Origin of the sequence: Nocardia blacklockiae, from assembly GCF_015477355.1 — a bacterium.
Taxonomy (GTDB): Bacteria; Actinomycetota; Actinomycetes; order Mycobacteriales; family Mycobacteriaceae; genus Nocardia; species Nocardia blacklockiae.
In genome coordinates, this window is record NZ_JADLRJ010000007.1 from 59,845 (window position 1) to 77,432 (window position 17,588).

Here is a 17,588-nt window from a genome sequence, read left to right on the forward strand (position 1 = left end):
CATGACCGAGGAACGGAGAGTCGCCTTCGTCACGGGCGCCGGTCGGGGCATCGGCGCGGCCACCGCGGCGGCGCTCGCGGACGGCGGCGCGGCGGTGGCGGTGGCCGACCTGGACGAAACCGCCTGCCGCACAACAGTGGACACGATCACCGCCGCGGGCGGCACTGCGATTCCGGTGGCCTGCGACGTCACCGACGAGGAGCAGGTCGACGCGGCGATCGATCGCGTTGCGGCGGAGCTGGGTTCGCTGGACATCCTGGTCAACAACGCGGGCGTGCTGCGGGACAACCTGCTGTTCAAGATGTCCGTCGACGACTGGGACACCGTGCTGTCGGTGCATCTGCGCGGCGCGTTCCTGTGCTGCCGCGCCGCGCAGCGGCACATGGTCGCGCGACGGTACGGCAAGATCGTCAACACCTCCAGCGTGTCCGCGCTGGGTAATCGCGGGCAGGCCAACTACTCCGCGGCCAAGATGGGCATCCAGGGGCTGACCCGCACGCTCGCCATGGAACTGGGCCCGTTCGGCATCAACGTCAACGCCGTCGCCCCGGGATTCATCGTGACCGAGATGACCGCGGCCACCGCCGCCCGCCTCGGCACGACACCCGAAGAGCTGCAGGCGAAGACGGCCGAGATCACGCCCGTGCGCCGGGTCGGCCGCCCGGAGGACATCGCGAACACCGTCGCGTTCCTGGTCTCCGACGCGGCATCCTTCATCACCGGGCAGACCATCTACGTCGACGGCGGACGGCGGCTGTGAACATGTGGCACGGTACGAAGGGCCTCGAACCAGAACCGAAGGAGCGCAACTCATGACCGAGTTTCCCGATCCGGAAGCATTGCGGGCGGCCGTGGGCACGGAGATCGGCGTCAGCGACTGGATGACGGTCGAACAGGACCGCATCGACACCTTCGCCGACGCCACCGGCGACCACCAATGGATCCACGTCGATCCCGAGCGCGCCGCAAAGGGGCCCTTCGGCGGCACGATCGCACACGGCTTCCTGACCCTGTCGCTGCTGGTGCCGCTGACCAACCAGGCCGTCACCGTGGGCGGCGTCCGGATGGGAATCAACTACGGGCTCAACAAGGTTCGGTTCATCACCCCCGTCCCGGCCGGCGGCCGGCTGCGCGCCCGGGTCACCCTGGACGCGGTGCGCGACATCCCCGGCGGAGTCCAGGCCGACCGAACCGTCACCCTCGAACTCGAGGGTGCCGACAAACCGGCCTGTGTCGCCGAATCCATCGTCCGCTATCTGACCTGAGCGCGGACCGCTGCGCCGGTAAGGCGCGGCGGGTCAGGCCGGGCCGAGTTGGTTGGTGAGGGTGACCCAGCGGTCCAGGAGTTGGGCGGCTGCGCCGGAATCGACCGACTGGGCGGCTCGTTCGAGGGCGGCGGCGAGGGCGTCGTGGATGTCCTTGTCGGCGGCCTCGGGGGTGAGTTCGTGGGCGACGATTGCGGCGGCCGAGTTGAGGAGGACGGCGTCGCGGACGGGGCCGGGCTGGCCCGCCAGCATGTTGCGGGCGATGACGGCGTTGGTGTCGGCGTCGCCGCCGCGCAGCGCCTCCTGCGGTACGCGGGGAATGCCGAGCCGGGTCGGGTCGATGGTGGTCTCGGTCAGGTGCCCGGCGGCGACCACCCAGGCGTCGGTGGTGTCGGCCGTGGTGATCTCGTCGAGGCCGTCGTTGCCGCGCACCACCAGCGCGTTGTTGCCACGCTCGGCGAACGCGCCCGCGATCACCGGCAGCAGGTCGGCGAAGGCGCAGCCGATCAGCCCGGCCGCCGGCTGGGCCGGGTTGGTGAGCGGGCCGAGCACGTTGAACACGGTCGGGATGCCGATCTCCTTGCGCGCGGGACCGGCGAACCGCAGCGCCGGGTGGAACAGCGGCGCGAAGCAGAAGCCGATCCCGACCTCGCGCACGCACCGCGCCACGTCCTCGGGGCCCAGCGCGATGCGCACGCCCAGCGCCTCCAGGACGTCCGCGCCGCCGCTCTTCGACGACGCCGCCCGGTTCCCGTGCTTGACCACCGGAACTCCGCTGGCGGACACCACGATCGAGGACATGGTGGAGATGTTCACCGTGCCCGAGCGGTCGCCGCCGGTGCCGACGATGTCGACCGCGCCGAGGTCCAGCGACACCCGCCGGGCGTGGCCGAGCATGCCCTGCGCCATCCCCGACAGCTCGGTGGCGGTCGGGCCCTTCATCTTCATGGCGATGCCGAACGCGGCGATCTGCGCCTGGGTGGCGTTGTCGGAGAAGATCTCATCGATGGCCCACGCCGCGTCCTCCGTGGTCAGATCGACCCCATCGGTGAGGGCCCCGAGGATCTGGGGCCAGGTGCGCGCGCTCATCAAACGTCTCCTGTCCGGATTTCGCACATCGAGGTGCTGGCTAGCAGCCTAGTGGGGCGGGGCAATTTCTTATGCCCCTGTCGCGGGGCCCGGGTACGGGGTGCGACGCCCGCGCCGCTAGCCCTGCGGTTGCAGGGCATCCCAACCGAGCGCCACCCCGTCGTGCCGCTGGGCCAGCCCCGCCATGCGCGAACGCTCCTGCGAGCAGTGCAGCGCATCGAGCACCTGCACGCGCTGCAGGATCAGCGCCACGTCGTCCTGCTGGGGGCTGTCCGGCCCCGCATCACCGGCGCTCGCGCGCTCCGGTTCGGTGCCCGCGGTGTGCTCCACCGCTCGGCGGTAACCGTCCTGCGCCGCCAGGGCCGTCACCTCGTCCACCCGGGCGGGCGGGATGCGCAGGTGGTGGCGGAGCAGGGCGGACTCCTCGGGCCGCCAGTCCGCCGCGCGGGCCAGGGCCGCCGAACACGCCTCGGCGTCATCGAAACTCGACGCCACGACCACCAGATCGGTTCGCGCCGGATCCCATTGCGCCGTGCCGCCGCGCCCGCGCAGTCGCTGCCAGGCCGCCCGCAGTCCCATGTCGTGTCCGCCTTCCGCTCGCCCGCCACGCGCACGGCGCCCGGAGTCCGGCGCCACGCGCGTCCGACAGACCACAATAGGGACCGGCGACGTACCCGCCGGAACCCTGGTGGCGGCGGGTGCGAGCGCCCCTCGGACCGCTCCCGAGCCGGGTATTCGGGTGACACGCCGAGGGGGTGGCGAGACCCGCTCTCGCCGTGCGTTTTCCGACACGCGACCGGAAGTTTCGTACCCGGCTTAGCCTGTCGTACTACGACGAGTCATACTTACCCGCGTGACGACCGCAGTAGGGACCCCAGGATCGGCCATTACTCAGCGTGTGCACTCGCTGAACCGGCCCAACATGGTCAGCGTCGGAACCATCATCTGGCTGTCGAGCGAGCTGATGTTCTTCGCCGGCCTCTTCGCCATGTACTTCGTCGCCCGGGCCCAGGCTCACGGCAACTGGCCGCCGGAGCCGACCGAGCTGAACCTGAAGCTCGCCGTTCCGGTCACGGCCGTGCTGGTCGCGTCGTCGTTCACCTGCCAGATGGGCGTGTTCGCCGCGGAGAAGGGCGACGTGTTCGGGCTGCGGCGCTGGTACGTGCTCACCTTCGTCATGGGCGCGTTCTTCGTCGGCGGTCAGGGCTACGAGTACACGAACCTGGTCAAAGAGGGCACCTCGATCTCGAGCAGCGTGTACGGCTCGGTGTTCTACATCACCACCGGCTTCCACGGTCTGCACGTCATCGGCGGTCTCATCGCGTTCATCTTCCTGCTGGTCCGCACCAAGATCAGCAAGTTCACGCCGGCCCAGGCCACCGCGGCGATCGTCGTCTCCTACTACTGGCACTTCGTCGACATCGTGTGGATCGGGCTGTTCGCCACGATCTACTTCGTCCGGTAGGACCCCCTAGTCTGCGAAGACACCAGCCTCAGCATCAGTCGGTTCCGTCTACTCCAAAGGGACACAGATGAGTTCATCTCCCCCGTCAGCGCCAGATCCCACCAGCCCGGGGATCGGCAGCGCTCGGACCAGCCAGGCCACCAAGACCCGCAAGCAGCGCCGGATGCGCCGGAAGCTGGCGGGTGGCCTGGTTCTTCTGATGGGCCTCGTCGGTGCCGGTTTCGCGGCGTCGGCGCTGACCCCGCGCGCCCAGGTCGCGACGGCGAACGAGGACCAGTCCGCGCTGATCCGCGAGGGTAAGCAGATCTACGACACCTCCTGCATCACCTGCCACGGCGCCAACCTGCAGGGCGTGCAGGACCGCGGCCCCAGCCTGATCGGCGTCGGCGAGGCGGCGGTGTACTTCCAGGTCTCCACCGGCCGCATGCCCGCCGCCGCCAACAGCTCGCAGATCGTGCGCAAGCCCGAGAAGTTCGACGAGCGCCAGACCGACGCGCTGAGCGCCTACGTCGCGGCCAACGGCGGCGGCCCCACCGTCGTGCGCGACCCGAACGGCGAGATCGCGCAGGAGTCGCTGACCGAGGGCGCCGACCTGGGCCGCGGCGGCGAGCTGTTCCGGATGAACTGCGCGTCCTGCCACAACTTCACCGGCAAGGGCGGCGCGCTGTCGTCCGGCAAGTTCGCGCCGCCGCTCGGCCCCGCCAGCGAGCAGCAGATCTACACCGCGATGCTGACCGGCCCGCAGAACATGCCGAAGTTCTCCGACCGGCAGCTGTCGCCGGAGGAGAAGCGCGACATCGTCGCCTACGTCAAGGACCGCACCCAGTCCCACCCCGAGGGCGGCTACGGCCTCGGCGGCTTCGGTCCCGCGACCGAGGGCCTGGCCATCTGGGTCGTCGGCATCGTGGCCCTGGTCGGCTCGGCGATGTGGATCGGATCCCGCTCATGAGCGAGCGCGAGACCAACGAACAGGAGCGAAACGACATGGGGCGGCCTGAGGACGGCAAGCCTGGGGACGACCTGAACCCCACCGAGGAACAGCTCGACGCGATGTCGCAGGAGGAGCTGGTCGCACTCGGCACCAAGCGCGACGGCGTCGACGTCGTCTACCGCGCGCCGCGCTGGCCGGTTCCGGGCACCAAGGCCGAAAAGCGGGCCGAGCGTCAGGTGGCGTTCTGGTTCGCGGTGTCCGCGCTCGCCGCGCTGGCGCTGATCGGCGTGTTCCTGTTCTGGCCGTGGGAGTACAAGAGCCGCCACGAGGACGGCGCGGGCATCTACTCGCTGACCACGCCGCTCTACGGCCTCACGCTGGGTGTCGCGGTGCTGGCGATCGGCGTCGCGGTGGTGCTGATCCGCAAGAAGTTCATCCCGCAGGAAATCTCGATCCAGGACCGCCACGACGGCAAGTCCCCCGAGGTGGAGCGGCGCACGCTGGCCGCGCAGCTCAAGGACGCGGCGGAGACCTCGACGCTGGGCCGCCGCAAGATGATCACCCGCACCGCCGGTCTGGGTGTGGGCGTGCTGGGCATCGGCGCGCTGTTCATGTTCGTCGGCGGCATGATCAAGAACCCGTGGGCCAAGGGCGACAAGTCGCCGCTGTGGGTGTCGGGCTGGACGCCGGACTACCCGGGCCAGACCATCTACATCCGCAAGGACACCGGCCGTCCCGAGGACGTCGTGCTGGTGCGCCCGGAGGATCTGGACGCCGGCGCCATGGAGACCGTCTTCCCCTGGAAAGAGGAGTGGCGGGGCGACGAGCACGAGACCCTGCAGTCGCTGCGCGGTATCCGCAACGCGGTCATGCTGATCCGGCTGCGCACCGAGGACGCGCAGAAGGCGATCAAGCGCAAGGGCCAGGAGAGCTTCAACTACGGCGACTACTTCGCGTACTCGAAGATCTGCACCCACCTGGGCTGCCCCACCTCGCTGTTCGAGCAGCAGACCAACCGCATCCTGTGCCCCTGCCACCAGTCGCAGTTCTCGGCCACCGAGTGGGGTAAGCCGGTCTTCGGTCCCGCCGCCCGCGCGCTGCCGCAGCTGCCGATCACCGTCAACTCCGAGGGCTACCTGGTCGCCAACGGCGACTTCATCGAGCCGCTCGGACCGGCTTACTGGGAGCGTCGTTCATGAGTCCAAGCAAACTGGTCGCTCAGGCCAACGAGATGGACGAGCGCTACCGCGCGGCGGCGTTCGTCAAGCGGTCGATCAACAAGGTCTTCCCGACCCACTGGTCGTTTCTGCTCGGTGAGATCGCGCTGTACGCGTTCATCATCCTGCTGCTGTCGGGTGTGTACCTGACGCTGTTCTTCGACCCGTCGATGAGCGAGGTCGTCTACGACGGCGCCTACCAGCCGCTGCGCGGCGTCACCATGTCGCGCGCCTTCGAGACCGCGCTGAACATCTCCTTCGAGGTGCGCGGCGGCCTGTTCGTGCGGCAGGTGCACCACTGGGCGGCGCTGCTGTTCGCGGCGTCGATCATCATCCACCTGTTCCGCATCTTCTTCACCGGCGCGTTCCGCAAGCCGCGCGAGGCGAACTGGGTGATCGGCTCGCTGCTGCTGATCCTGGCGATGTTCGAGGGCTTCTTCGGCTACTCGCTGCCCGACGACCTGCTGTCGGGTACCGGTCTGCGCGCGGCGTTCTCGGGCATCACGATCGGCATCCCGCTGATCGGCACCTGGCTGCACTGGCTGATGTTCGGCGGCGACTTCCCCGGCGAGATCATCATCCCGCGCCTGTACATCGCGCACGTGCTGCTGTTCCCGGGCATCATCCTGGCGCTGATCGCGGCGCACGTGGCGCTGGTGTGGTACCAGAAGCACACCCAGTTCCCCGGCCCCGGCCGCACGGAGAAGAACGTGGTGGGCGCGCGTATCGTGCCGGTGTTCGCCGCCGACCAGGGCGCGTTCTTCATGTTCACCCTCGGCGTGGTCGCCATCATGGGCGGCGTGCTGCAGATCAACCCGATCTGGAACCTGGGTCCCTACAACCCCTCTCAGGTGTCGGCGGGTTCGCAGCCGGACTTCTACATGATGTGGACCGACGGCATGGCGCGCCTGATGCCGCCGTGGGAGCTGTATCTGGGGCGTTACACCATCCCGGCGGTGTTCTGGGTGGCGCTGATCATGGGCCTGGTGTTCACGGTGCTGATCGCCTACCCGTGGATCGAGAAGCGGCTGACCGGTGACGACGCCATCCACAACATCGTGCAGCGTCCTCGCGACGTGCCGGTGCGGACGGCGATCGGCGCCATGGCCATCGCGTTCTACCTGGTGCTGACCCTGGCCTGCGTCAACGACATCGTGGCCTTCAAGTTCGACATCTCGCTGAACGCGACGACGTGGATCTTCCGGATCGGCCTGCTGGTCGCGCCGCCGATCGCGTACTTCCTGGCCTACCGGATGTGCCTGGGTCTGCAGCGCAGCGACCGCGCGGTGCTCGAGCACGGCATCGAGACCGGCGTGATCAAGCGACTGCCGCACGGCGAGTACATCGAGGTGCACCAGCCGCTGGGCCCGGTCGACAGCCACGGCCACCCGATCCCGCTGGAGTACCAGGGCGCGCCGGTGCCCAAGAAGATGAACAAGCTCGGTTCGGCCGGCAAGCCGGGCCTGGGTTCGTTCCTGCGTGCCGACCCGGCCCAGCAGGCCGAGGAGCTCACCGCTTACGAGAAGTCCGAGCACCACAAGCAGCTGGAGATCCTGGCGGAGTACCAGGAGCAGACCGGCGGCGAGGGCAAGCACGGCCACTGAGCCCCTGTACGGCAACCGGCCCCGAGTCTCTTCGACTCGGGGCCGGTTTCGTTTCGCCGCGCCCGCCTCACTCGCCGATGGAGAAGCCCGCCTCCACATCGGCCTGCGAGTAGGACTTGAACGCGATGTGCGTCGCCGTCCGCAGCACGCCCCCCGTCTTGTTGATGCGCCCGGTCACCACCTCCGCGATCTGCTCGTGATCGCGCACCCGCACCACCGCGATCAGATCGACGTCCCCCGCGCACGAGTACACCTCGGCCACGCCCTCCAGACTGGCCAGCGCCTGCGCGGTCTCGGGGATGCGGGCAGCCTCGGCATGGATCAACACGATCGCGGTAATCATGGCTCCGAGTCTATTGCTCCCCGCCGTGCGTGGACCGACCTCGCGCCTCGACAATCAGCGCCACCGCCTCGGTCACTGTTTCCAGGCGCGCAGCGCCCATCCGGAATGCCTCACTTCGTGCGGAACAGGCGGAGGGCGAGTATCGCGAGCAGTACGAGGCAAAGCGCTTGTTCGACAACCATCCACAGCGGTAGCGGGAGGAAGAGCAGCACCGCGGCGAAGGCGACGAGAAGTATCACGACGATGATGCGCAGCCGCAGCAGGGCGCGCGGATCGCCGCTGTCGGCTCGGCGGGCGAAGACATAGGTCAGGATCGCGGTGATCGCGACGATGACGCCGCGCACCCACGCCTGCTGAGTGACCTGCGCCGGCGCCACCGCCGACAGGACGGCGAGCGCGATCACGGTCGCGACGCCGAGGGCCAGATAGGCTGCGGCGAGCGGGGATACGGTCGTCGTCTGCCCGGTTTTCGTGGACACGTTCATGACTGCTGCTTCCCGTCTCGTGTGCTCGCGGTCGCTCGTTCGATGAATCGGACGATCTCGGACAACAGGTGATCGATGTCGGCGGCATCGGTATGGGCGAGGTAGGACGCAGTGGCATCGACGATCGCCCGGACGGCGGCCGCGGCGACGACGGGGTCGAAGGCGGCGAACTCGCCGGAACGCTGCCCGGCGGCCAGCAACTCCGACAGCGGCTCCACCAGATCGGGTATGCGGGCGCGATGGTGGGGCGCGTTCTCCAGGATGCGCTGCACCGCACGGATGTGCGCCGCGTGGAGGCGGATGAACTCCAGATTCGCCCGCAGCCGCGCGGTGAGTCGCTCACCGGCGGGCCCGGTGTCCTGAGTTCGCTGCTCCATGAACTCCGCGCCCTGGGCGTAGAGCGCGTCGACGACAGCCGCGCAGATGCCGTCCTTCGTCCCGAAGTGGTACAGGACGGTGCCCTTGATCGTATCGGCTTGGCGCGCAATGCGATCCACCGACGCTGCCGCGAAGCCCTCGGTATCGATCACCGCGATCGCGGCCGCGACGATGTCCTCGCGTCGCGCTCGTTGGGTCCGGGTGAGATCCGTCTTGCCGCCAGCCACGCAGCAAGCTTACCAAGGAGTCAATATTTTGACTATATGGTCAGAATCTGGCGGGTGAGCTACCGCCGTGGGAGAGTCAGCTCGCTTTTGCGGCCAGGTCGGCGAGGAACTGTGGCATTCGGCCGACGCCGAAGTCGTAGAAGCGTGCCCACTGTGGTTCGAGCGCGATGCGCGCCATCCGGTCGTACATGGCTCGGCAGTTGCGCTCGAACTCGGCGGCGAACTCGGGGTCGAAGTTCTTCCGCGCGGCCGCGAGGTACTCCGGAACCACTCCGTCGACGATGGTGAGATGCACGATGCCGCGCACCGACAGGTTCTTCGCGGACCCGGGGGTGTCGCCGGCGTCGACGGTCAGGGCCACCTCGGGGTGAGCGGACAGTGCCGCGACCTTGGGTGCGGTGGCCGCGGTGGACATGACGATCTCCTCGCCGGTCCAGAAGATGCCGATGGGTACGACGCGGGGCCGCCCGTCGAGCCCGTTGTATGCCAGCCGCGCCATGGACGCCTGGTTCAGCAGCTCGCGGGCGTCGTCGAATTCCTGTTTGATCTGCTGGGCATCCATGATCGTGTTCCTCGAAGTCGCGGGGGATTGTGGTGGGCTTCAGCGCCGTGACGGGCAGCCGGTCCGCAGCGGATCTGCCGCTTATACGTCGGACGCACTACATCGTGGCCGATTGCTCACATGACATCCAATGCCATATTTCTGTCTCTCGCATAAGTAAAATTTGGGTATGAATCTGACCCAGCTGTCGGTACTGGCCGCCGTGGCTCGGCACGGGTCGGTAACCGGGGCTGCGAAGGAATTGCATTACACCCAGCCGGCGGTGAGCCACCACCTCGCGCGGCTCGAGGCGGCCACCGGCGCGAAATTGATCCAGCGGGTGGGCCGTGGCATCCGGCTCACTCCCGAAGGAGAGTTGCTGGCCGCCCGCGCCGCCGAGATCGTCGGCCGGGTGGACGCCGCCGCGATCGAGCTGGCCACGCAGGTCGGACTGCGATCCGGGCGGGTCCGGCTGGCCGGGTTCCAGTCGATACTGAGCACCATCGTCCCCAAGGCGGCCGCCGCCCTGGCTCGCGACCATCCGGGGATCGAGCTGAACCTTGTCGACGTCCACCCGGAAGAAGCCCTGCGCATGCTGCGTGCGGGCCGGATCGACGTCGCGTTGATATTCCGGTACGCCGACTCGCCGCGGGAGGACGACGGGTTCCGGATGGTCCACCTGCTCGACGACCCGGTCTACCTGGTCACACACGAGGCCGGGCAAACCGTCGCCGATCACCGTGATTCCACCTGGATCGGCGGGTGCGCGCGCTGCCGGGAGGAATTGGTCACCGTCTGTCAGCGCGCCGGTTTCACACCGCGCATCTCGATGGTCAGCGACGACATGGTCGTCATGCAGGCATTGGTCGCCGCGCGGATGGGCGTGACGACGCTGCCCGGACTCGCCCTGCGCGCGCACCGGGTGCCCGGCATCCACACCACGGAACTGCCCGACAGTACTCGCCAGATCTTTGCCATCACCTATGGCGACCCACCCGACCCGCCCGCCACCGCCGCACTCGTCCAGGCCCTGCGGGCCTGTGTCGCACCGAGCTAGCGAATTCGACAGCAACTCGTCGAACCGACGCACCGATGGCCGAAGGCCTGCGATCGCTGCGACTGCTGTGCCGCATCGCGCGCCATGGACCTCTCGATCTCCGCGCCGGTGAAGCTCGTCGCGCTCCGACGTGGCTTGCTCTCGGTGTCGGTGGTTCCGCTTACGCTGGCCCCAAACATCAGTCAGGAGAACAACAGTGGGGAACTTGCACGAGCCGGGCCGACCGGAGGATCTGCCGGACGCGGAGCTGCTGTGGAAGCGGTGGGCAGGGGTCGCGATCGCGACCTTCGATCGGGACGAGCAGGACGAGCCGTCCCAGCATCGTGCGGGGCATTGGATCGATGACGAGGGCCTGCACTGGGATGATCGCGGATGCACCTGGTGGGTGATGAAGTGGTTCGGTGACGGTCGCGCCCTGCTCGTCGGCGAGGACGAGTCGAGCGAGGTCAAGTTTCACGAGACTCCGATCGATCTGCTGGCCGGTGCGCCGGACTGGGTACCGCGGAACTACCTGCGTGATCTGATCGACTCGGCCATGGTCGGCTGCGTCTACTGGTTCGACGAGGGTGCCTGGCGTCGCGCGCCCTACCCGGACGATCTGACCGACGACGGACTCGACGCCGGCATCTCGGCGTTGACCACCCGCGCCGGCGCGGTCGAGAAGGCCACCGATTGGCTGACGTCCGGCGCGCAGGACGAGGGCATCGCGGACCTGTGTGACCAATTGATCGACGCCGCAGAGCGGGGCACGGTTACCGAGAAGACGCTGCGAACGTTCGCCAGGGAGATGACCGGATTGCAGGAGGAGTACTACCCCGAGGACGAAGACGACGAAGGTTTTCAGCCGAAGACCGACGCCGACATCGCCGCGATGTTCGCGCTGGCACGCCGCGCCGGCCTCGACACCCCGTCGTGGACCGGCACTCTCGGCATCACGAACTGAACGGACGGTCATCGTGGACGGGCGATGACTCCACCCGCGCGTAGCATTCCGCTCACGCTGCGGATGCTCATGGAGCCGGGCCCGTGCCGAGGCGGGGTTCGTAGTAGTCGTTGGTGGTGCGGACGATGCGAGTGCCGATTGTTCGAGCCAGCGGACGAGGTACGTCATGCTTCTGCGGAGGTCCTGGCCGAACATATTCGATGGCGGGGCGTGGTCGACCGTTGCTACGGTGCCCGGGTGCGGACGACGCGCATCGAATTCGACTGGCGGAAGGACTGATTTATGCCCCAGCCCGCGCCGAGAGCGCCTCAGGGTGCGTACTCGGCCAGCCTCTCCGCCGGCCACACGTACTGAACCGACTTTCCGCGTCGTCGAGGCGCGCTCGGCCTACTCCTGCTGTTTGCTCATCAGCTTTCTGCCAAGGAGTGATCCGGGTTGTCCCAGCATATTTCCGCTCACAACGAACCCAGTCCGGCCGCGAAGACCGGCACCTTCACCTGCATTCGCTGCGGGCTCACCGTGTCCGTGCTCGCGCCCGACAACAGTCGGCGCAATCACTGCCCGAGTTGCCTGCACTCGTGTCACACTTTCGACCACGTCGAGGGCGGCGTCTCCGAGTGCCGTGGACGCATGGCTCCGTTGTCGATCGCGGTGCGCCGCGGCGGCGAATGGGCCATCGTGCATCGATGCGTGCGCTGCTGTGAATTGGCGCTGCATGCGATCAGCGAGGACGACAACCAGTTGATTCTCATGCGGCTCGCGGTGCGCCCGCTGGCGGAACCGCCGTTCCCGCTCGAAGTCTTCGGCGACCTCTAGGCGGTCGCGATGCCTCGAAGGAACAAGGCGGTCTCCGCGCGCCCGCAACGCGGCAAGACCGTATTGCACGGTCCCGGTGGGGAATCCGGTGCGAGTTTCCGGTGTATCGGCTGTCGGCTGGATGTGCCGATCACCGCACCGGGCACGTCGCACCGCAATCACTGCCCACACTGTCTGACCAGCCGCCATGTCGACGGGCGAATTCCCGGTGACCGCGCGAACCCGTGCCGCGGCCGCATGCTCGCGGTCAGTTCGACCGTGCGCCATGACGGCGAATGGGCGCTGGTCCACCAGTGTTTGCGGTGCGGGACCTTGAAATTGAACCGCATTGCCGGAGACGACAATGCGCTCGCGCTGCTGCGAATCGCACTGCGTCCCCTGGCTGATCCACGTATCGGCCGTCGGGCACTGGACGCATTGTGACGTCCGGCCCCACTACCGCGTGTGGTGGGGCCGGAATTCGCGGGAGCGCGCATGCCGATTTCGTGCACTTCCTATATGCGAGCCGACGATCCCGGCGGGCTGTGAATGTGACGCCTGTCACTTCGTGTCGGATCTGGCCGGTGTGGCGTGTCTCGAGGGCATGACTGATTTCAATGCCATCACCAAAGTGGTCGTGATCGGCGGCGGTTACGCCGGTACCGTGGCGGCCAATCGGCTGCGGCTGCGTCGCGATGTCGAGATCACGCTGGTCAATCCGCGTCCGCGGTTCGTCGAGCGGATGCGGTTGCACCAATTCGTGGCCGGTACCCATGAGGCTGCCATCGACTACGACACGCTGCTCGGCGCCGGGGTGCGGATGATCGTCGACCGTGCCGTCCGCATCGACACCGCAGCCCGACGAGTGGAATTGGGTTCGGGCCGCGCGCTCGACTACGACTACGTGGTCTACGCGGTCGGCAGCACCGCCGCGGTGCCGGCGTCGGTGCCCGGTGCCACCGAATTCGCCTACCCGATCGCCGAATTCGAACACGCCCAGCGGCTCCGCGCGGCGCTGGCAGACGTGCCGGTCCAGTCGCCGATCATCGTCGTCGGTGGCGGGCTCACCGGCATCGAGACCGCCGCCGAACTCGTCGAACAGGGCCGTACCGTGCCCCTGGTGGGTGGCGGTAAGTTGGCAGCGAACTTCTCGAATCCGGCCCGGCGATCGGTGGTGAAGTGGTTGTCCGAGAATGGAGTCGAGGTGCGTGAGCAAGCGCGGGTGAGCGAGGTGCGGCGCGACGGGGTCGTCCTGGCCGACGGGGAATGGGTGCCCGGTGCGATCACGATCTGGACCGCCGGATTCGGGGTGCCCGAACTGGCGGCACGCAGTGGACTGCGCACCGACGAGCTGGGCCGGCTGCTGACCGACGAGACGTTGACCAGTATCGATGACGAACGCATCGTCGCCGCGGGGGACTCGGTCGCGCCCTCGGGCCGCCCACTGCGGATGAGCTGCTATGCCGCCCAGCCCTTGGGTGCGCAGGCCGCCGCCAATGTTCTGGCCCGCATCGCCGGGGACGAACCCGCTGTGCTGGACGTGGCCTTCACCGCCTGCACCGTGGGTTTGGGTAGCCGCGCGGGCGCGATGCAGTTCAGCCGGCGCGACGACACACCCGTGCCGATGTACCTCGGCGGGCGAACGGCCGGGTGGATCAAGGGACGGGTGGGTCTCGCGGGCCCGATCGCGACCATTCGCAAGGAAGCCCGCAAACCCGGCGCGATCCCGACCTTCCTGGGCTTGGGTCGGCGTAAGGATCTCAGTGCCGCCGAGCCACAGGGAGTTCCGCAGCCATGACCTCCACCGACGAGCACACCGAGCGTTTCGTCCACCTGCGCCCGCTGCTGTTCACCATCGTCTACGAAATCCTCGGCTCGGCGACCGAAGCCGACGACGTGCTACAGGACAGCTATCTACGGTGGCGGCGAGTGGACCTGGCCACGGTCCGGGATACGAAATCCTATCTGGCCCAGCTCGTTACGCGGCAGGCGCTGAATGCGTTGCGGGCCGGCGCCAGTCGTCGCGAGGAGTACGTCGGACCGTGGCTGCCCGAGCCGCTGCTGCTCACCGACGGTGACGCCTCCAGCGATGTCGTACTCACCGAATCGATTTCGATGGGAATGCTGATCGTGCTCGAAACACTCACCCCCACCGAGCGCGCGGTCTTCGTGCTGCGTGAGGTCTTCGGCTTCGACTACGACGAAATCGCCTCCGCGACAGGCAAATCCGTCGACGCCGTGCACCAGACCGCCCGCCGCGCCCGCAACCACGTCCAGTCCCGGCGCAAGCGCTACGGCCCCGTCGACACCGTCCGCACCGCCGCGGTCACCGAACGCTTCATCACGGCCGCGACCACCGGGGACATGGAAGGCTTATTGTCACTGCTCGCGCCGGACATCACCTGGACCACCGACAGCGGCGGCAAGGCGACCGCACTGCCGGAGCTGGTCATGGTCGGCGCCGAACGAGTGGGCGCGATTCTCATGGCGGTCTTCCGATACGCGCAGCGGCGACCGGAAGTACGCATCGAGACAGTGAACTGCAACGGCCAACCGGCCCTCGCCTGCTACATCGCCGACAAACTCGAAGCCGTCCTCGTATTCGACATCGTCGACGAGCGAATCGTCGGCGGCTACGGCATCCGCAACCCCGACAAACTCGCCGCCCTCGAATTCCCGCGCGCCATCAGCCGCACCGAAACACCTACGGCGTAATCCCCCGGCAGCACAGGCGGGATCCATCCCCTCACCGCACCCGGCTCGAATCGGGCTTGATACGACCCATGTCGACCAACGCCTGGTACGCGGCACGCTTTCGCGGACAGTCCGCTACCAGGCACTCCAAGTGCATTTGCATGATCGTATGGGCGCGATCCGGTGTCAGCGACCCGATCGGTGCGTCGTGCGTCCACCAGAACGCGGACACTCCCCGCCTGAACGATCCTCCGTCATCGGTCACGCGAAAGCACCTCCTGTCGCCAATGTCCAACGCGCGAAACTCAATCGGGGCGAGAATGTTTCGATTTCGGCGACGTACAGCACAGCGTTCAGCATGAGCGGGCTCAGGTGCCGAGGCGACGGCGTGATCACCGCATCCACGTCGGCGGCACGCACCTGGTCCGCGAGAGGGATCCACGATAGTCCAGGCCAGAGGATCGCGTAACCGAGATGCCGGGCTAGGCGCTGGATCTGAGCGCGGTCCCAAGTGAGAGCATCGGATATGTCGGGGTCTACCCACCCCAACGCAGTCGGCCGGTAGCGCATGACGATGCCTTCCTCATAGCGGTACACCGTGGCGGGTCGTCGCTGTGACTCGCGTCGCCACTCGATTCAGGCCGCCGGATTCGCGTGCCCATCTCGAGCAAAACTTGGCCGCCGCCAGGCAAGAAAGATGGCAAGTCGACCGAAAGCCGACTTGCCGTCCTTTGCGATGGGTCAGAATTGTCACCATGAACAGGGGGACTGCGAACGACTCGGCGGGGCGATCGAAGCGGCAACCGGGAAACGTTGCCGACGAACTGGCGCGTGAAATACGGCGATTGCGTCTCGAGGCCGGGCTCAGCCAGCGCGCACTGGCAGCCAGGGTCGGATATTCACGCCAGTACGTCTCGATGACCGAGTGGGAAGACGCCACGCTCCCTTCGCAAGAGCTTGTCGCGGCGCTCGACACCGCCCTCGGTGCCGACGGTGCCCTGATCGCCCTTCGCGCACACGTTCAGTCCGATGTACAAACGAGGCGGCGTGCACACACGAACGCTCTTGCCGTACCGGCAGAATCCGAAGACACCTTTCCAATTTCTCGGCATGGGTTCGTGCCACCGGGCAATTCAGGCGTGCTGGAGTTCGATGAAGTGAGAAGACGTGATTTCGGAACCGCGATCATGGGGCTTCCCATCCTCGCCGCAGGCGATATGACGCTCGGGCGGACGTTGGCGCATATGGGGGCCGTGACCGGCAACCTCGTCGCACCAGAACTGGTCGACTACTTCCGAACCCAACTCAGCGGGCACTACACAGCGGACATGTATTTGGGACCGCTCTACCTGATTCCGACCGTGCAATCCCAAACGGAGCTGATCGCCGTCCTGGCACGCGAAGCCGAGATGCCCGTGCGCCGTGGACTTCTCGAAACCGGCACCGCATACGCCGCGTTGCTCGGCTGGCTGTATCAGGACGTCGGCGACCTGACCGCTTCCGCTGAATGGCGGGTGATCACCCTCTCTCTCGCGCATCGCTGCGGCGACCCGCAGATGATCTCCTACGCACTGTCCAACATGGCGATGCTCGCCGTCGACCACGGCGACGGCCGGGCAGTCGTCGACTATGCACAAGCCGCTCTCGCCGCCGGACGCGAACTGTCCCCCAAGGCCCGCGCGATAGCCCTCCAGCACCAGGCGCAAGGTCACGCCCTGCTCGGAGACCGCGCTGCCGCAGACACATTGCTCGATGACCTCGCCGCCCTTGTCGGCCGGGTCGATGACACGGACCCATGGGGAAACGCATGCCGCCGCACTCCGCACCATGTCGAAGTGCAGCGGGCGGCGTGCTACGGCCGCACCGGCAGCACACGGGACGCCGCCGCTGCTGTTGCCCTGTGGGATGAGGTCATCGACTCGATACCGGAATCCGCTCGCCGCGACAAAGCGGTGTTCCGCGCCCGGCAGGCCACTGCGCTCGCGAAAATCCCGGATCCCGATCGGGCTGTTTGGGCGGCATCCGACGCTGCCGGTGCGGTGGCGACCACGGGGTCGGCCCGGCTCCGCAGCGAATTGAAAGCCCTTCCCTCCCATGCACATGCCTGGGCGGACACCTCGGCAGGACAAGAATTGCGGGCCCTGGTTGGATCGCTCGCATGACCCCAGTCCCGCTGAACGACAACGAGATCGCCAGCCGCCTCGAAACCCTACCCGGGTGGAAGCGTGACGGGGACGAGATCACGCGCACCTTCGCCCATACTTATCACGAGTGCGTGCACCTCGCGGTGTACGTCGCGGCGAAGGCACGCGAGGTCGGCCACCACCCCGACATGCTGATCACATGGGAGCGGATCGAGTTCCGGATCACGACCCACGACGCCGGACGGAAACTGACCGAGCTGGACTTCGACCTCGCGCGAGACATCGACCGGACCGCGGCAGCCGGCGGGGCGACTCCGATTACACCAGAAGATATTTAGCGACAGGCGCTCGGCTACACACTCGTAGACGAACGGCACAACGCCCAATAGAGCTCGTTGACGTCCTACTTC

Annotated in this window: 20 protein-coding genes; 14 read left to right on the forward strand and 6 right to left on the reverse strand. The window is 67.5% G+C overall.

Annotated features, from left to right (window positions below; genetic code table 11):
- Position 1 precedes the first annotated feature (1 nt).
- Together IU476_RS21685 and IU476_RS21690 are read left to right on the forward strand one after the other, a co-directional pair.
- Complete coding sequence (locus tag IU476_RS21685) at positions 2-760, forward strand: SDR family NAD(P)-dependent oxidoreductase (RefSeq protein ID WP_195102852.1); 759 nt, start codon at positions 2-4, stop codon at positions 758-760.
- A 52-nt stretch (positions 761-812) separates the two neighbouring features.
- Positions 813-1,265: a MaoC family dehydratase gene (locus IU476_RS21690; RefSeq protein WP_195102853.1), complete on the forward strand. Its 453-nt coding sequence runs from the start codon at positions 813-815 to the stop codon at positions 1,263-1,265.
- Between the two features lie 33 nt (positions 1,266-1,298).
- Here IU476_RS21690 and trpD read toward each other — a convergent pair whose 3' ends face one another.
- Positions 1,299-2,354, reverse strand: a complete 1,056-nt coding sequence (gene trpD, locus IU476_RS21695; protein WP_195102855.1) for an anthranilate phosphoribosyltransferase — start codon at positions 2,352-2,354, stop codon at positions 1,299-1,301.
- Between the two features lie 117 nt (positions 2,355-2,471).
- Positions 2,472-2,933 (reverse strand): hypothetical protein, encoded by a 462-nt coding sequence (locus IU476_RS21700; protein WP_195102857.1) that lies wholly within the window; start codon positions 2,931-2,933, stop codon positions 2,472-2,474.
- A gap of 274 nt (positions 2,934-3,207) precedes the next feature.
- Here IU476_RS21700 and ctaE point away from each other — a divergent pair, with 274 nt between their 5' ends.
- The 4 genes from ctaE to qcrB all read left to right on the forward strand — a co-directional run bounded on the left by ctaE (position 3,208) and on the right by qcrB (position 7,571).
- Positions 3,208-3,819 carry an aa3-type cytochrome oxidase subunit III gene (gene ctaE, locus IU476_RS21705; RefSeq protein ID WP_195102859.1) on the forward strand — a complete coding sequence of 204 codons (612 nt, stop codon included), beginning with the start codon at positions 3,208-3,210 and terminating at the stop codon, positions 3,817-3,819.
- A gap of 67 nt (positions 3,820-3,886) precedes the next feature.
- Complete coding sequence (gene qcrC, locus IU476_RS21710; protein ID WP_195102860.1) at positions 3,887-4,768, forward strand: cytochrome bc1 complex diheme cytochrome c subunit; 882 nt, start codon at positions 3,887-3,889, stop codon at positions 4,766-4,768.
- A 35-nt stretch (positions 4,769-4,803) separates the two neighbouring features.
- Positions 4,804-5,949 (forward strand): cytochrome bc1 complex Rieske iron-sulfur subunit, encoded by a 1,146-nt coding sequence (qcrA, locus tag IU476_RS21715; protein ID WP_195103335.1) that lies wholly within the window; start codon positions 4,804-4,806, stop codon positions 5,947-5,949.
- Positions 5,946-7,571 carry a cytochrome bc1 complex cytochrome b subunit gene (gene qcrB / locus IU476_RS21720; RefSeq protein WP_195102861.1) on the forward strand — a complete coding sequence of 542 codons (1,626 nt, stop codon included), beginning with the start codon at positions 5,946-5,948 and terminating at the stop codon, positions 7,569-7,571. Before qcrA ends, qcrB begins: the two co-directional genes overlap by 4 nt.
- A 67-nt stretch (positions 7,572-7,638) precedes the next feature.
- Here qcrB and IU476_RS21725 read toward each other — a convergent pair whose 3' ends face one another.
- The 4 genes from IU476_RS21725 to IU476_RS21740 form a co-directional block, all read right to left on the reverse strand.
- Positions 7,639-7,914 carry an Lrp/AsnC family transcriptional regulator gene (locus IU476_RS21725; protein WP_195102862.1) on the reverse strand — a complete coding sequence of 92 codons (276 nt, stop codon included), beginning with the start codon at positions 7,912-7,914 and terminating at the stop codon, positions 7,639-7,641.
- Positions 7,915-8,024: 110 nt separating this feature from the next.
- Positions 8,025-8,399 carry a hypothetical protein gene (locus IU476_RS21730; protein ID WP_195102863.1) on the reverse strand — a complete coding sequence of 125 codons (375 nt, stop codon included), beginning with the start codon at positions 8,397-8,399 and terminating at the stop codon, positions 8,025-8,027.
- Entirely contained in the window at positions 8,396-9,004 is a 609-nt protein-coding gene (locus IU476_RS37105) for a TetR/AcrR family transcriptional regulator (RefSeq protein WP_195102864.1), read from the reverse strand. Before IU476_RS37105 ends, IU476_RS21730 begins: the two co-directional genes overlap by 4 nt.
- Positions 9,005-9,080: 76 nt before the next feature.
- Positions 9,081-9,566: a pyridoxamine 5'-phosphate oxidase family protein gene (locus IU476_RS21740; RefSeq protein WP_195102865.1), complete on the reverse strand. Its 486-nt coding sequence runs from the start codon at positions 9,564-9,566 to the stop codon at positions 9,081-9,083.
- A 169-nt stretch (positions 9,567-9,735) separates the two neighbouring features.
- On the opposite strand from IU476_RS21740, the gene IU476_RS21745 reads away from it, so the two are divergent.
- The 8 genes from IU476_RS21745 (at position 9,736) to IU476_RS21780 (ending at position 17,516) form a co-directional block, all read left to right on the forward strand.
- A complete protein-coding gene (locus IU476_RS21745) occupies positions 9,736-10,602 on the forward strand; it encodes a LysR family transcriptional regulator (protein ID WP_195102866.1) in 867 nt (288 codons plus the stop codon).
- Positions 10,603-10,798: 196 nt separating this feature from the next.
- The gene (locus IU476_RS21750; RefSeq protein ID WP_195102868.1) at positions 10,799-11,545 is read left to right on the forward strand and encodes a hypothetical protein; all 747 of its coding nucleotides are present in this window, start codon (positions 10,799-10,801) and stop codon (positions 11,543-11,545) included.
- A gap of 435 nt (positions 11,546-11,980) precedes the next feature.
- Positions 11,981-12,361: an RNHCP domain-containing protein gene (locus tag IU476_RS21755; RefSeq protein ID WP_195102871.1), complete on the forward strand. Its 381-nt coding sequence runs from the start codon at positions 11,981-11,983 to the stop codon at positions 12,359-12,361.
- Between the two features lie 9 nt (positions 12,362-12,370).
- Complete coding sequence (locus IU476_RS21760) at positions 12,371-12,784, forward strand: RNHCP domain-containing protein (protein ID WP_195102873.1); 414 nt, start codon at positions 12,371-12,373, stop codon at positions 12,782-12,784.
- A gap of 160 nt (positions 12,785-12,944) precedes the next feature.
- Complete coding sequence (locus IU476_RS21765; RefSeq protein WP_195102875.1) at positions 12,945-14,138, forward strand: NAD(P)/FAD-dependent oxidoreductase; 1,194 nt, start codon at positions 12,945-12,947, stop codon at positions 14,136-14,138.
- The gene (sigJ, locus tag IU476_RS21770) at positions 14,135-15,055 is read left to right on the forward strand and encodes an RNA polymerase sigma factor SigJ (RefSeq protein ID WP_195102877.1); all 921 of its coding nucleotides are present in this window, start codon (positions 14,135-14,137) and stop codon (positions 15,053-15,055) included. Before IU476_RS21765 ends, sigJ begins: the two co-directional genes overlap by 4 nt.
- A 734-nt stretch (positions 15,056-15,789) precedes the next feature.
- A complete protein-coding gene (locus IU476_RS21775) occupies positions 15,790-17,196 on the forward strand; it encodes a helix-turn-helix domain-containing protein (RefSeq protein ID WP_195102879.1) in 1,407 nt (468 codons plus the stop codon).
- Complete coding sequence (locus IU476_RS21780; RefSeq protein WP_195102881.1) at positions 17,193-17,516, forward strand: 4a-hydroxytetrahydrobiopterin dehydratase; 324 nt, start codon at positions 17,193-17,195, stop codon at positions 17,514-17,516. The genes IU476_RS21775 and IU476_RS21780 overlap by 4 nt, the downstream gene beginning before the upstream one ends.
- Positions 17,517-17,588: the final 72 nt, after the last annotated feature.